Source organism: Parageobacillus sp. NEAU-HV-2, assembly GCF_059115485.1.
Genome location: NZ_JBXUJJ010000007.1, coordinates 125,229 through 139,262 on the forward strand (window position 1 = coordinate 125,229; position 14,034 = coordinate 139,262).

The following is a 14,034-nucleotide window of genomic DNA, read 5'->3' on the forward strand; positions in this document are numbered from 1 at the left end:
TATTACATAGAAGGGGAGTGCTGAATTTGATTCTGCAGCAATACTCTCAAGAGGAATTGCAGGAAATGGCATTTGTGGAACTGGCTAGTCTCATTTTATTAGAAAAAAGGGAAGCGTTGTCGTTCCAACAGCTTGTAGACGAAGTTGCTGCGCTAGTTGGTTTATCGGAGCAGGAAGTGAAACAGCGGCTTGCTCAGTATTATACAGATTTAAATATTGACGGCCGTTTTATTTGTGTCGGGGAAAATCTCTGGGGGCTGCGTGCTTGGTATCCGTTTGATCAAACGGAAGACGAAACGGTCATGGTGTCGAAGCCGAAGAAGAAGAAAAAAGCGCTTGATGATGAGTATGATGATTACGATGATCTTCTTGATGAAGAAGATATCGATTACGATGATCTCGATGAATATGACGAGGACGATCTCGATTTGGATGAAGATGAGCTTCTTGAGGACGACGAATTCGATCTCGACGATGATGTTGCATTTGACGATGAGATTCTTGACAATGACGAGTTTGACTTAGAAGATGATGAGCTAGACGAAGAGCTCGAGATCGATGACCCTGAAGAAGAAGAATAATATTCTCTTGACTTTACCAATAGAACTAGATAGAATTTTATTTGGGCTCTTAAAAACAGGAAAAACTATACCGCTCCCTTACATACTTGTAAGCGGAGCGTTTTTTATTTGTGTCATTGGCACACACTGAAACTGTTACATGTAATTTGCTCAAGGGGGAAGACAAGATGACAAAATATATTTTTGTGACTGGCGGTGTCGTATCCTCGTTAGGAAAAGGGATTACCGCGGCATCGTTAGGCCGGTTGTTAAAAAACCGCGGATTAAATGTCACAATCCAGAAGTTTGACCCGTATATTAACGTCGACCCGGGAACGATGAGTCCGTATCAGCACGGTGAGGTGTTTGTGACGGACGACGGCGCGGAAACGGACCTAGATTTAGGGCACTACGAACGTTTTATCGATATTAATTTAAACAAATACAGCAATGTCACGACTGGAAAAATTTATTCTGCTGTGATCAGAAAAGAGCGCCGCGGCGACTACTTGGGCGGGACGGTGCAAGTCATTCCGCACATCACGAACGAAATTAAAGAACGGGTCTTCCGTGCCGGCCGCGAAACGAACGCTGATGTCGTCATTACGGAAATCGGCGGCACGGTCGGCGATATCGAGTCGTTGCCGTTTTTAGAAGCGATCCGCCAAATAAAAAGCGACATTGGTCGCGAAAACGTCATGTACATTCATTGCACGCTTGTTCCGTATATTAAAGCGGCTGGCGAAATGAAAACAAAACCGACGCAGCATAGTGTCAAAGAACTGCGCAGCCTCGGCATTCAGCCAAACGTCATCGTCGTCCGCACGGAAATGCCAATGCCGCAAGAAATGAAAGAGAAAATCGCGCTATTTTGCGATATTGATCCGAAAGCGGTCATTGAAGCGCGCGACGCCGATACCCTGTACGCGGTTCCATTGATGCTTCAGGAGCAAAAACTCGACCAAATCGTTTGCGAACATTTGAAGCTCGACTGCAAGGAAGCGGACATGACGGAATGGAAGGCGCTGGTGGAAAAAGTGCGCAATTTGTCGCGGACAACGAAAATTGCGCTGGTCGGAAAATATGTCGAATTGCAAGACGCATACATTTCCGTCGTCGAAGCGCTGCGCCATGCCGGCTATGTATTTGACACCGATATCGAGATTAAATGGATTAACTCTGAACATGTCAATCAGGAAAACGTCGCCGAATTGTTAGGCGATGCGGACGGCATTCTCGTGCCGGGCGGATTCGGCGACCGCGGCATTGAAGGAAAAATTGAAGCGATCCGCTACGCGCGCGAACAAAAAGTGCCGTTCCTTGGCATTTGCCTCGGCATGCAGCTTGCTTCGATCGAATTTGCCCGCAATGTCGTCGGGCTAAAAGAGGCGCATTCCGCGGAATTTGACCCGAATACGCCACATCCGATCATCGATTTGCTGCCAGAACAAAAGGATATCGAAGATTTAGGCGGTACGCTGCGTCTCGGTTTATATCCTTGCAAGCTTCAAGAAGGAACGCTTGCTTATGCAGCGTATCAAGATGAAGTGATTTACGAACGCCATCGTCACCGTTATGAGTTCAACAATCATTACCGGCAAATGATGGAACAGCACGGCTTTGTCTTTTCGGGTACAAGTCCGGACGGCCGACTTGTTGAAATCATTGAGCTAAAAGACCATCCATGGTTTGTCGCCGCCCAATTCCATCCGGAATTTACATCACGGCCGACAAGACCGCAGCCATTGTTCCGCGAATTCGTTAAAGCGTCACTAAAGCAATAACGGCGCAAAGCGAAACAGGACTATCTTGCATACGGCGAGATAGTCCTGTTTGTTTACTGTTCATATTCTTCTAAAATGTCGTCCATCGTAAGCAGCAGGCAATAGTAGGCAAACGAAGCGGCAATCACCGTCGGCATGCCGATGCGGCTGCCATCTTCCTTCGGCACGATCGGCTTCAGCAGTTTACTGTCGATATGGACATCGACAATGTCAACTAGTGACGGTTGCTCGTCTTTGACAACAGCGGAAATAGCGGCAATTTCAAGACCTTGTTCTTTTAAGCGTTCGGCAAGACTGATGGCGTCTTTATCATTAGAAAATCGCGCAATCAATAAAACGCGGTCCGTTTCATCAATGTCATCGCGCAAGCGGCCGTTTTCCATTAAGCGGGCTGCTTTTGGCAGCGGATCCGGTCCGTAAAGCGCCTCGATCACGACCGCCTCCATTTCTCCAACGCCGTGGAGCAAAATGCGCCCGTCGCCGATCACCGCCTGCGCGAGCAGACGCGCTCCGTCTTCGAGCGCCAGCTCTTCTTCCGCGGCAATCTTTTGCAAAAAGCCAATCATTTGTGTGGCGAAAATTTTCACTGTTTTTCCTCCCTTCGTTGCCTATTATATAAAAACATTAAACGGATGGGAATTTGGCGAAATCGCGAAAAAAGCGGAAGGAAAATAGTAGGGAAATGCGAAACTATTAACGTGGAAGAAAAAAACGATGAATTGAGGTGCATAATAGAATGAGTAACAAAATTTTAATTGTCGATGACCAATACGGAATCCGCATTTTATTAAACGAAGTGTTTCAGCGGGAAGGCTATACGACATACCAAGCGGCAAACGGGATGCAGGCGCTCGAAATTGTCCGCAAACACCGGCCTGATCTAGTGTTATTGGATATGAAAATACCTGGCATGGACGGCATTGAAATATTAAAGCGGTTAAAAGAAATTGATTCCGATATTAAAGTCATTATTATGACCGCTTACGGAGAGCTTGATATGATTCAGGAAACAAAGGAATTAGGAGCGATTATGCATTTTGCCAAACCGTTTGATATTGACGATTTGCGCGCGGCGGTCAAGAAACATTTAGTGTCATAAAAAGTACAGTTGTTTGTCTAAAGAGTGACAATGTTGCTGTTTTCTTTGTAAGTTGGTATGCTTATAACGTAGGACAATTTTACGCCTTTCGTACATATTCCCGTTAGAATGACGCATAGCTATGTTTGGGAAAGGCGATGACGTTAGAGCATAAGGAGGATTTTGCAATGCCTTTAGTATCAATGACAGAAATGCTGAACAAAGCGTTGCGCGAAAAGTACGCTGTCGGCCAATTTAACATTAACAACTTGGAGTGGACACAGGCGATTTTAGCGGCGGCGGAAGAAGAAAAATCGCCGGTCATCCTTGGCGTGTCTGAAGGTGCGGCACGTTACATGAGCGGTTTTAAAACGGTCGTCAATATGGTTAAAGGTTTGATGGAAGACATGAATATTACTGTTCCGGTGGCGATCCACCTCGATCATGGCTCCAGCTTTGAAAAATGTAAGGAAGCTATTGACGCCGGTTTTACTTCCGTTATGATTGACGCTTCCCATCATCCGTTTGAAGAAAATGTCAAAATCACTTCGCAAGTCGTCGAATACGCACATGCGCGCGGCGTATCGGTAGAAGCGGAGCTAGGAACAGTCGGCGGACAGGAAGACGATGTCATTGGTGAGAGCATTATTTATGCGGATCCGAAAGAATGTGAAGAATTAGTCAAACGGACAGGCATTGACTGTTTAGCCCCTGCTTTAGGTTCGGTGCACGGTCCATACAAAGGAGAGCCAAAGCTGGGATTCGCCGAAATGGAGCAAATTCGCGATTTAACCGGCATTCCGCTCGTGCTGCATGGCGGTACAGGCATCCCGACCGAACAAATTCAACGCGCCATTTCCCTTGGCACATCAAAAATTAACGTCAATACGGAAAACCAAATCGCGTTTACAAAAGTCGTCCGCGAACTGTTGGCGAAAGACGAAAAAGTATATGATCCGCGCAAAATTATCGGTCCAGGCCGCGACGCGATTAAAGCGACGGTCATTGGGAAAATTCGCGAATTTGGTTCTTCTGGAAAAGCAGTACAATAAACGGCAAAAAAGAAAAACCGCTTGACGGGTGACGTCACTGCGGTTTCTCTTTCTTGCTCCATCAAGGATAAGGGAGGATATCGCCATGAAATTTTTTATCGATACAGCCAATTTAGAAGAAATTAAAAAGGCGAATGAGCTTGGCATTTTAGCCGGAGTGACGACCAACCCGAGCCTTGTTGCCAAAGAAAACGTTTCGTTTCATGACCGCCTTCGCGAAATTACGTCCATTGTATCGGGATCGGTAAGCGCGGAAGTCATTTCCACCGATGCGGAAGGAATGATTGAAGAAGGCGAAGAATTGGCGAAAATTGCGCCAAACATTACGATTAAAGTGCCGATGACGCCAGAAGGGCTAAAAGCGGTAAAAGTGTTTAGCGAAAAAGGCATTAAGACGAACGTGACACTAGTGTTCACCGCCAACCAAGCGCTGCTGGCAGCACGTGCTGGAGCAACATACGTATCCCCGTTTCTCGGCCGTTTAGACGATATCGGTCATAACGGTTTCGAGCTGATTTCCACGATCGCCGACATTTTCAATATCCACGGAATTGACACAGAAATTATCGCAGCATCGATTCGCCATCCGCTTCATGTGACAGAAGCAGCGTTAAGAGGGGCACATATCGCGACGGTTCCGTACAAGGTATTGATGCAATTGTTTAACCATCCGTTGACAGATCAAGGGATTGAAAAATTTTTGGCTGACTGGAACCGGCAAAAACAGCAGTGAACAGATAGCGATAACTGTAACTTGATGTTTCGTCTGCCTTGTATCCAAAGAATTTTCGGCTGTCGGCAACCGAACAGCAGCCCGCCTTGCCGACAATTTGTCTGCAAGCCACTAGTGACGCATAACGTGATGGAGGCAAGTCGCTGACTTGCCTTCAGCAAAAAATGATATGAAAAATCCATCAGAAGTCCAGTCTTCAAGTGAAACCTACTATATTTATTTTATCGCCGTTTTTGGATAGCGAACGGCAATCAGCATAAATAGCAGTCAACTTCTCATCAAAGAAGGGAGACTATAATGGAAAAAATCAAAATTATTGGCGGGGATCCGCTGCAAGGAACCATTAAGGTAAGCGGCGCGAAAAACAGCGCCGTCGCTTTGATTCCCGCGACGATTCTCGCTGATTCACCGGTTACGATCGAAGGACTGCCGGACATTTCTGATGTGCGCATTTTAGGAAGCTTAATTGAAGAAATTGGCGGATCGTTTCATTTTGACGGCAAAGAGGCGGTCATCGATCCGACAAATATGGTGTCGATGCCGCTGCCAAATGGAAAAGTAAAAAAATTACGCGCCTCGTATTATTTAATGGGAGCGATGCTCGGCCGCTTCAAAAAAGCGGTTGTCGGCTTGCCGGGCGGCTGCCATTTAGGTCCGCGCCCGATTGACCAGCATATTAAAGGCTTTGAGGCGTTAGGGGCGAAAGTAACGAACGAGCAAGGCGCAATCTATTTGCGTGCCGAAGAATTGCGCGGCGCCCGTATTTTTTTGGATGTTGTCAGCGTTGGTGCGACGATCAACATCATGTTGGCGGCAGTGCTCGCCAAAGGTCGGACGATTATTGAAAACGCTGCAAAAGAGCCGGAAATTATTGATGTGGCGACATTGCTTTCCAATATGGGCGCCAAAATTAAAGGCGCCGGAACGGACGTCATTCGCATCGATGGCGTCGAAAAATTATCGGGCTGCCGCCATTCCATTATTCCTGACCGCATTGAAGCCGGCACGTATATGATTGCCGCTGCGGCAATGGGAAAAGAAGTAATCGTCGATAACGTCATTCCGCAGCACGTCGAATCGTTGACCGCGAAATTGCGCGAAATGGGTGTTCGTGTAGAAACAAGCGATGATCAAATTCTCATCGCAGGTATGCCGGAATTAAAAGCCGTCGATGTGAAAACGCTTGTATATCCAGGTTTTCCAACTGATTTACAGCAGCCGCTTACCGCACTTTTATGCAAAGCGCATGGCACAAGCGTTGTTACGGATACGATTTATAGCGCCCGCTTTAAACATGTTGATGAGCTTCGTCGCATGAATGCCAACATCAAGGTCGAAGGCCGTTCGGCGATCATCACCGGTCCTGTTCAACTGCAAGGGGCAAAAGTAAAAGCGAGCGATTTGCGCGCAGGCGCAGCGCTGGTCATTGCCGGCTTGATGGCAGAAGGGCTTACAGAAATTACCGGAGTCGAGCATATTGACCGCGGTTACAGCAATCTTGTCGAAAAGTTGACTAATATTGGGGCGACAATTTGGCGGGAAAAAATGACGGACGAAGAAATCGAACAGATCAAAAACGCATAAATCCAGGCAACAAAGGGAAGGGGAGAAGTTTTCATGGAAAGAAGTTTATCGATGGAGCTTGTTCGTGTCACCGAAGCAGCTGCCCTCGCTTCCGCTAGATGGATGGGGCGGGGCAAAAAGAACGAAGCGGATGATGCCGCCACATCGGCGATGCGCGATGTGTTTGATACGATTCCGATGAAAGGAACCGTAGTGATCGGAGAAGGAGAAATGGACGAAGCGCCGATGCTGTATATTGGTGAAAAACTTGGCAACGGTTACGGTCCGCGCGTCGATGTCGCTGTTGATCCGCTCGAAGGCACGAATATCGTTGCATCCGGCGGATGGAACGCCTTGGCCGTCGTCGCTGTCGCGGATCACGGCAATTTGCTGCATGCTCCTGACATGTACATGAATAAAATTGCCGTCGGTCCGGAAGCAGTAGGGATGATTGATATTGAAGCTCCGGTCATCGACAATTTAAAAGCGGTGGCGAAAGCGAAAAATAAAGACATTGAAGATGTTGTCGCCATCGTATTAAATCGTCCGCGCCACGAGCGGCTCATCGCTGAGCTACGCGAAGCAGGGGCACGCATCAAGCTGATTAATGACGGCGATGTTGCCGCTGCCATTAACACGGCATTCGACCATACCGGTGTCGATATTTTATTCGGTTCTGGCGGGGCACCGGAAGGGGTATTGGCGGCGGTCGCCTTGAAATGCCTCGGTGGCGAAATTCAAGGCAAGCTATTGCCACAAAATGACGCAGAAGTGGAACGATGCAAAAAAATGGGCATTGACGTCAACAAAGTGCTCCGTATGGAAGACTTAGTTAAAGGGGACGATGCGATTTTTGCCGCCACTGGTGTAACCGACGGAGAGCTGTTGCGCGGTGTGCAATTTAAAGGAGCATACGGCCTCACCCATTCCGTTGTCATGCGGGCTAAATCGGGAACGGTTCGCTTTATTGAAGGCCGGCACAGCTTAAAGAAAAAGCCGAACTTAGTCATTAAGTAAACGCACTGTCAGCGGGGGAGAAAGGACGATCTATCGCCCCTCCCCCGTTTGTCTTTATTGCGTAATAAAAAAACTATTGATTAAAAAACGGCAAAAAGGGTAAAATAGTCATGCTGCATGTGCATAAAAATAAGCTCTGCCATTCTACTTCCTTAATTTTTTAGCCTTCATCATCTTCCTTTTATCCCATCCGTTTGAATTTCGTAAAATGAAGAAACGTTCGGTGTGAAATATGGGAGAAAACGAAAAATTGCAAAAGTGTGGTGTCGAAATGGAGTTAACGCTTGCTACATTAGAAAACATGAAATTGAAAGAGCTTTATGAGCTCGCTCGTCAATATAAAATTTCGTATTACAGTAAACTGACAAAAAAAGAGCTTATTTTTGCTATTTTGAAAGCGCGTGCGGAACAAGACGGATTATTTTTTATGGAAGGCGTACTGGAAATCATTCCATCAGAAGGATTTGGCTTTTTGCGTCCTATCAACTATTCCCCAAGTTCGGAAGACATTTATATTTCCGCGTCACAAATCCGCCGTTTTGACTTGCGCAATGGGGATAAAGTATCGGGAAAAGTGCGCCCGCCAAAAGAAAATGAGCGTTATTTCGGATTGCTTCATGTCGAGGCAGTCAACGGCGAAGATCCGGAAGTCGCAAAAGAACGCGTCCACTTTCCGGCGCTGACGCCGCTATATCCAAACCGGCAAATGAAGTTGGAAACGACTCCGGACAAGCTTTCCACGAGAATCATCGATTTAATTGCCCCGGTCGGATTCGGACAGCGCGGGCTCATTGTCGCTCCGCCAAAAGCAGGGAAAACGATGCTGTTAAAAGAAATCGCCAACAGCATTACCACGAATCATCCAGAAGTAGAGCTGATCGTCCTCCTCATTGACGAACGGCCAGAAGAAGTAACCGATATTGAACGGTCCGTGCAAGGCGATGTCGTCAGTTCGACATTTGATGAAGTGCCGGAAAACCATATTAAAGTGGCTGAATTAGTGCTAGAACGCGCGATGCGCCTTGTCGAGCATAAGCGCGATGTCGTCATTCTTATGGACAGCATCACGCGGCTGGCGCGCGCCTATAACTTAGTCATCCCGCCGAGCGGCCGCACGCTGTCAGGAGGAATTGACCCGGCAGCGTTCCATCGCCCGAAGCGGTTTTTCGGGGCAGCCCGCAATATCGAAGAGGGCGGCAGCCTGACGATTTTAGCGACCGCGCTCATTGATACGGGGTCACGCATGGACGACGTCATTTACGAAGAATTTAAAGGCACAGGAAATATGGAGCTGCATCTCGATCGCTCGCTGGCAGAGCGCCGCATTTTCCCAGCCATCGATATCCGTCGTTCGGGCACGCGCAAAGAAGAGCTGCTCATTCCGAAAGAACATTTGGAAAAACTATGGGCGATTCGCAAAACGATGTCCGATTCCCCTGATTTCATCGAGCGGTTTTTAAATAAACTCCGCCGCACCCAATCCAACGAAGAGTTTTTTGCCATGTTGGATGAAGAATGGAAAAATGGAGGAATCACCCGTATATAAATAAAAGTGCTGGATTTTCCTTTCTGCTCTTATGAGGAAGGAAGAAGCTGGAGTAAATCACTAGTTGCAAAGAAACAGGAAAGTTGTTATAATGTTAGCATGTGTGTTTTGATAAACGCCAATTCATTTAATTGATATATCAACTCTGTTTCGAAATGATACAGGGCGGAAGGAGATGAAAAGAATGAAACCAGGAATTCATCCAGAGTACAAAAAAGTTATCGTACGCTGCGCGTGCGGAAACGAATTCGAAAGCGGTTCTGTAAAAGATGAAGTGCGTGTAGAAATCTGCTCAGAATGCCATCCATTCTATACAGGACGTCAAAAATTTGTTTCTGCAGCAGGACGTGTTGATAAATTCAACAAAAAATACGGCTTGAAATAAGAAAGAAAAGCGGAGGGCGCCTGCCCATCGGCAGAAGCCATCACGTCCTAGCGCAATAAAATAAAAAAACAGGCAAGCGACTTGCTACTTGCCTGTTTTTTTATGTGAAAACAAGGTACAATAAAACATACATACGCCGGCAGACGAGAACGAAGGGAGAGGCATTTTTCATGTATATTATGAAACAGTCCGGCTGGTTGGAAGTCATTTGCGGAAGCATGTTTTCCGGAAAATCGGAAGAATTAATCCGCCGCGTGCGCCGCGCCCAGTTTGCTAAGCAGGAAGTGAAAGTGTTCAAGCCGACGATCGACAACCGTTACAGCGAAGAAGCGGTCGTATCGCATAACGGCAATTCGGTCATCGCTATTCCTGTTTCCTCACCAAAGGAAATATTTTCTCATATTTCCGAAAAAACCGATGTCATTGCCATCGATGAAGTGCAGTTTTTTTCCGCCGACATTGTCGATGTCGTGCAAACGTTGGCGGACCGCGGCTATCGCGTCATTGTCGCGGGGTTGGACCAAGATTTCCGCGGCGAGCCGTTTGGGCCGGTGCCAACATTAATGGCGGTTGCTGAATCGGTCACGAAACTGCAAGCCGTCTGCACTGTATGCGGCTCTCCGGCAAGCCGGACGCAGCGGCTCATTAACGGCGTTCCCGCCTCTTATGATGATCCGGTGATTTTAGTAGGCGCCAGCGAGTCATATGAACCGCGCTGCCGCCATCACCATGAAGTTCCTGGCAAACCGGTGAAAATGGATAAAACAAACCATCATTTCGCGCGATAAAACGGTGAATCCTACCATCTATATTTTGAAGCGTACGGGAAAACCTAACAGCAGGGAGGCGAAAAAAATGAGAAGCACACTGCTGTTAGGTTTTGTTCTTTTGCTCTCCGCTTGCTCATTAAATCCGGATCATCCTTCATACCATCAGCAAAGCGAAGATCGCAACGGGACAAGGCTGATTACGGATGATAAAGCGCAAAGCGATTATGACCGCTATTTATATAATAACTTTGACGATCCGGAAAAAACGCGGCAAAATCCGAATTTCATTAGCATCACAGAAGGCAGCGAAAATAATCGCGCGGATGTCCGTAAAGCTGCCCAAGTCATTGAGACATATACCGATTACGAACCAGGATCCATCTGGATGAACGGAAACGATATGTATGTGACCGTCCACGTTCCTTCCACGATGCCAGAGGAAAAACGGCAAAAAGAGCAAAGACGGATTCATAAACTGCTTACAAAAGCCATTCCGACTTACGATATTCATGTACGCTTAGATTAAAGATTCATCTTCTGAGAAGAAGGTGAATCTTTTTTATCAGTAAAAAAGTGATAACTTTGGAAGAAAAGGGAATCTCAATTCACGATATGTTAAGAACACACCTAAATTTATACCGAATGCAAAAGGAATGTACATAATGGTGTCGAATAAAATGTCCTTTAGAATGACTTTGACAATTTTTTGGTTAGGTGGATAATATGAATATTCATAAATTTGTGATGCCAGAGGTCATTTTTGGAAATGGTGCTATTGAGCATGTAGGGGAAAGCTGTTTGCGACTTGGAGCAACTAACGTTTTAATTGTCAGCGACCCAGGAGTGATCGAAGCCGGATGGTTAGATGTTGTCGTAAAAAGTTGCAAACAGGCCAATTTAAAATACACGATATTTAGCGATGTAACAATTAATCCAAAAGATATCGAAGTGGAAAAAGGAAGCAAAGTTTACGTAGAAAATGAATGTGATGCGATCATTGGAATTGGGGGAGGAAGTCCTTTAGATGTGGCGAAGGCCATTGCCATTTTGGTCACAAATGGAGGAAAGATTCACGATTATGAAGGGATAGACAAAATCAGAAACCCATTGCCTCCGCAAGTCATGATTCCTACAACGGCTGGATCAGGCTCTGAAGTGTCACAATTTTCAGTAATCGTAGATACATTGGGACAAAAAAAGATGACGATTATTTCAAAATCCCTTATTCCAGATATTGCAATTATCGATCCAGAAACATTATCGACAAAAAGCGCCCGATTAACTGCTTCAACCGGCTTAGATGTTTTAACACATGGTATTGAATCATACGTAAGTTTGGCCGCAACCCCATTAACTGATGTTCAGGCAAAAAACGCTATTTCTTTAGTATCCAAATATTTGCGCCCATCTGTCGCTTCAAAAATAAACAAAGAAGCGAAGACACATATGGCAATGGCTAGTTTACAGGCTGGTCTTGCATTTTCTAACGCCATTTTAGGTGCGGTACATGCGATGTCGCATGCGGTGGGAGGAAAGTATCCCGTTCTCCATGGTGATATCAATTCTATTTTACTTCCATATGTCATGGAATATAATCTATTGGCCAATCCGAAAAAATTTGCTGATATTGCGACGTTTCTTGGTATTGATATTCGAGGGTTGTCGTACATGGAAGCGGGAAAAAAAGCCATTGAGTATGTAAAACAATTATCAATGGAGATTGACGCTCCGCAACGATTATCTGATATAGGGTTAGAAAAAGACGAAATATCGCATATGAGTTTAACCGCCCTCCATGATGCTTGTATGATCACCAATCCCCGCGATGTCACAGTAGAGGATATTGAAGAAATATTTAGAAGGGCATGGTAGAGATGAAAGTAGAAGATCGACAACAAATGATTAACTTATTAACGGGTGTCCAGTCTTCGAAAAAAAGTTACTATAACGAATTAAAGAAAACGGTGATTGAGCTCAAAAAGAAAAATATGCAGCTCGAAATTATTAATGATGTAACAAAAAGTTTTAATATTGATATGTCTATCGATGAAATGTTGAAAAACGTTCTTGATAAGCTGCAAACGATTTTTCCAATCGAAAGAATCAGTTTATCTATGTACGAAAACGAAAAATTGATTTTAACCAATGTTTATCCTCCCCACTCATTGTATTTTCCGATTGGATTTGACTTGTCAAAAGAACATTCCCTTTATTGGAAAGTAGTTGAATCGCTTGAAAAAATCTTTTATCAAGTAGATTCCAATAAAGAAGACTATATAGAAAATAAGATATATGAATCTTTAGGAATTCGCAGTGTATTGTTAGTCCCGCTTATTCACAAAGGGAAAGTAATCGGTGTGCTCTGCATAGGAAGCAAAGAAATCATAGAATATGACGAAGATGATCTGACCTTCTTTCAACAGTTTTGTGACCAGTTAGCCGTGTGCATCGAAAACGCTCGTCTTTATAACGAGGTTTTCACTAGTAAAAAGGAGTGGGAGGAGACGTTTCGTTCGGTTTCAGAGATGATTTTAATCGTTGATTTAGAAGGAAATATTTTGAAATATAATGACGCGGCAGAAGATTTTTTCCAGCTGCATTTATATAAAAGTGAGAAACGAAACTTTCATCAACTTTTGTCGATAGATGTCCATAATAGTCCCGTGCTGGAAATTGTTCAAACCAAAAAGCCTGTGTATCAAGAGATTCATTTTCAAAAGCGAATATGCGAATTGCGTGCTTATCCAGTATCAAATGAAAGTCAACACATCTATGCCATTATTATTTATATTAATGACATTACGGAAAAACGCCGGATTGAAGCGCAATTAGTTCAATCAGGAAAGTTAGCTGCGATCGGAGAGATGGCAGCGGGAATCGCCCATGAATTAAATAATCCATTAACGGCTATTTTAGGCAATGCCCAATTGTTGTTAAGAACGGCATCAAAAGATGATAGCTCCTACAAATTGCTTTCCGATATTTATTCGTGTGGAAAGAGATGCAAAACGATCATCCAAAATTTATTGACTTTCTCAAGGCAAGATGAATATCTGTTTGAAGATTGCTCTGTCAATGAAGCGGTGGAACAAGTGCTAGGGTTGATAGGCGACCAAATTAAGAAACAAAATATCATCATTCAGAAAAAATTAGATCGTTCACTGGAATTGGTTGAAGGAAATATTCAGCAAATCGGACAAATTGTTTTAAATCTCTTAATTAATGCAAAAGATGCATTGGAAGAGATGGATGTTCCAAAAAAAGTAATTTCTATTGAAACAAAATCGATGACGGAAGACGAAAAGAAGTGGGTTCTTTTATCGGTTCAAGATAACGGCAAAGGAATTGAAGAACAATACTTGCAAGAGATTTTCAACCCTTTCTTTACGACGAAAAGACCCGGAAAAGGAACGGGACTTGGATTATCCGTCAGCTTAGGAATCGCGCAAGCTCACGGAGGGACTATCGAGGTCGTAAGCGATCCTGGAAAAGGAAGTACATTTACATTAAAGCTGCCGGCAAAGTAATAAACGTGGGAGTGAATAA

General features: G+C 44.9%; 14 protein-coding genes. 13 read left to right on the forward strand and 1 reads right to left on the reverse strand.

The window, feature by feature from the left end:
* Positions 1–17: 17 nt before the first annotated feature.
* Together rpoE and pyrG are read left to right on the forward strand one after the other, a co-directional pair.
* The gene (gene rpoE / locus AC1WMD_RS12615; protein ID WP_043906284.1) at positions 18–581 is read left to right on the forward strand and encodes a DNA-directed RNA polymerase subunit delta; all 564 of its coding nucleotides are present in this window, start codon (positions 18–20) and stop codon (positions 579–581) included.
* Positions 582–748: 167 nt separating this feature from the next.
* A complete protein-coding gene (pyrG, locus tag AC1WMD_RS12620; RefSeq protein ID WP_494257463.1) occupies positions 749–2,344 on the forward strand; it encodes a CTP synthase in 1,596 nt (531 codons plus the stop codon).
* Between the two features lie 53 nt (positions 2,345–2,397).
* Here pyrG and AC1WMD_RS12625 read toward each other — a convergent pair whose 3' ends face one another.
* Positions 2,398–2,931: a DUF2529 domain-containing protein gene (locus AC1WMD_RS12625; RefSeq protein ID WP_494257465.1), complete on the reverse strand. Its 534-nt coding sequence runs from the start codon at positions 2,929–2,931 to the stop codon at positions 2,398–2,400.
* A gap of 149 nt (positions 2,932–3,080) precedes the next feature.
* Between AC1WMD_RS12625 and AC1WMD_RS12630 the strand changes: the two genes are divergently transcribed.
* The 11 genes from AC1WMD_RS12630 to AC1WMD_RS12680 all read left to right on the forward strand — a co-directional run bounded on the left by AC1WMD_RS12630 (position 3,081) and on the right by AC1WMD_RS12680 (position 14,015).
* Positions 3,081–3,443: a response regulator gene (locus AC1WMD_RS12630; RefSeq protein WP_043906281.1), complete on the forward strand. Its 363-nt coding sequence runs from the start codon at positions 3,081–3,083 to the stop codon at positions 3,441–3,443.
* A 167-nt stretch (positions 3,444–3,610) separates the two neighbouring features.
* The gene (locus tag AC1WMD_RS12635) at positions 3,611–4,474 is read left to right on the forward strand and encodes a class II fructose-bisphosphate aldolase (RefSeq protein WP_494257466.1); all 864 of its coding nucleotides are present in this window, start codon (positions 3,611–3,613) and stop codon (positions 4,472–4,474) included.
* A gap of 85 nt (positions 4,475–4,559) precedes the next feature.
* Positions 4,560–5,207, forward strand: a complete 648-nt coding sequence (gene fsa, locus AC1WMD_RS12640; protein WP_494257467.1) for a fructose-6-phosphate aldolase — start codon at positions 4,560–4,562, stop codon at positions 5,205–5,207.
* A gap of 297 nt (positions 5,208–5,504) precedes the next feature.
* Complete coding sequence (gene murA, locus AC1WMD_RS12645) at positions 5,505–6,791, forward strand: UDP-N-acetylglucosamine 1-carboxyvinyltransferase (RefSeq protein ID WP_494257468.1); 1,287 nt, start codon at positions 5,505–5,507, stop codon at positions 6,789–6,791.
* Between the two features lie 33 nt (positions 6,792–6,824).
* Positions 6,825–7,787, forward strand: a complete 963-nt coding sequence (gene glpX, locus AC1WMD_RS12650; RefSeq protein ID WP_043906277.1) for a class II fructose-bisphosphatase — start codon at positions 6,825–6,827, stop codon at positions 7,785–7,787.
* A 271-nt stretch (positions 7,788–8,058) separates the two neighbouring features.
* Positions 8,059–9,333: a transcription termination factor Rho gene (gene rho, locus AC1WMD_RS12655; RefSeq protein WP_043906698.1), complete on the forward strand. Its 1,275-nt coding sequence runs from the start codon at positions 8,059–8,061 to the stop codon at positions 9,331–9,333.
* A 184-nt stretch (positions 9,334–9,517) separates the two neighbouring features.
* A complete protein-coding gene (gene rpmE, locus AC1WMD_RS12660; protein ID WP_043906276.1) occupies positions 9,518–9,718 on the forward strand; it encodes a 50S ribosomal protein L31 in 201 nt (66 codons plus the stop codon).
* A 170-nt stretch (positions 9,719–9,888) separates the two neighbouring features.
* Positions 9,889–10,506, forward strand: a complete 618-nt coding sequence (locus AC1WMD_RS12665) for a thymidine kinase (RefSeq protein ID WP_043906275.1) — start codon at positions 9,889–9,891, stop codon at positions 10,504–10,506.
* 67 nt (positions 10,507–10,573) lie between these two features.
* Positions 10,574–11,014 carry a hypothetical protein gene (locus AC1WMD_RS12670; RefSeq protein ID WP_043906274.1) on the forward strand — a complete coding sequence of 147 codons (441 nt, stop codon included), beginning with the start codon at positions 10,574–10,576 and terminating at the stop codon, positions 11,012–11,014.
* A gap of 197 nt (positions 11,015–11,211) precedes the next feature.
* Positions 11,212–12,360: an iron-containing alcohol dehydrogenase gene (locus AC1WMD_RS12675; protein WP_043906273.1), complete on the forward strand. Its 1,149-nt coding sequence runs from the start codon at positions 11,212–11,214 to the stop codon at positions 12,358–12,360.
* Between the two features lie 2 nt (positions 12,361–12,362).
* Positions 12,363–14,015 carry a sensor histidine kinase gene (locus AC1WMD_RS12680; protein WP_494257471.1) on the forward strand — a complete coding sequence of 551 codons (1,653 nt, stop codon included), beginning with the start codon at positions 12,363–12,365 and terminating at the stop codon, positions 14,013–14,015.
* Positions 14,016–14,034: the final 19 nt, after the last annotated feature.

Bases quoted from the DNA above. Each gene is read 5' to 3' on its own strand.
- rpmE (WP_043906276.1), top strand. From the start codon at position 9,518: ATGAAACCAGGAATTCATCCAGAGTACAAAAAAGTTATCGTACGCTGC.
- AC1WMD_RS12630 (WP_043906281.1), top strand. From the start codon at position 3,081: ATGAGTAACAAAATTTTAATTGTCGATGACCAATACGGAATCCGCATT.
- rho (WP_043906698.1), top strand. From the start codon at position 8,059: ATGGAGTTAACGCTTGCTACATTAGAAAACATGAAATTGAAAGAGCTT.
- AC1WMD_RS12665 (WP_043906275.1), top strand. From the start codon at position 9,889: ATGTATATTATGAAACAGTCCGGCTGGTTGGAAGTCATTTGCGGAAGC.
- murA (WP_494257468.1), top strand. From the start codon at position 5,505: ATGGAAAAAATCAAAATTATTGGCGGGGATCCGCTGCAAGGAACCATT.
- AC1WMD_RS12635 (WP_494257466.1), top strand. From the start codon at position 3,611: ATGCCTTTAGTATCAATGACAGAAATGCTGAACAAAGCGTTGCGCGAA.
- AC1WMD_RS12680 (WP_494257471.1), top strand. From the start codon at position 12,363: ATGAAAGTAGAAGATCGACAACAAATGATTAACTTATTAACGGGTGTC.
- pyrG (WP_494257463.1), top strand. From the start codon at position 749: ATGACAAAATATATTTTTGTGACTGGCGGTGTCGTATCCTCGTTAGGA.
- AC1WMD_RS12670 (WP_043906274.1), top strand. From the start codon at position 10,574: ATGAGAAGCACACTGCTGTTAGGTTTTGTTCTTTTGCTCTCCGCTTGC.
- AC1WMD_RS12675 (WP_043906273.1), top strand. From the start codon at position 11,212: ATGAATATTCATAAATTTGTGATGCCAGAGGTCATTTTTGGAAATGGT.
- glpX (WP_043906277.1), top strand. From the start codon at position 6,825: ATGGAAAGAAGTTTATCGATGGAGCTTGTTCGTGTCACCGAAGCAGCT.
- fsa (WP_494257467.1), top strand. From the start codon at position 4,560: ATGAAATTTTTTATCGATACAGCCAATTTAGAAGAAATTAAAAAGGCG.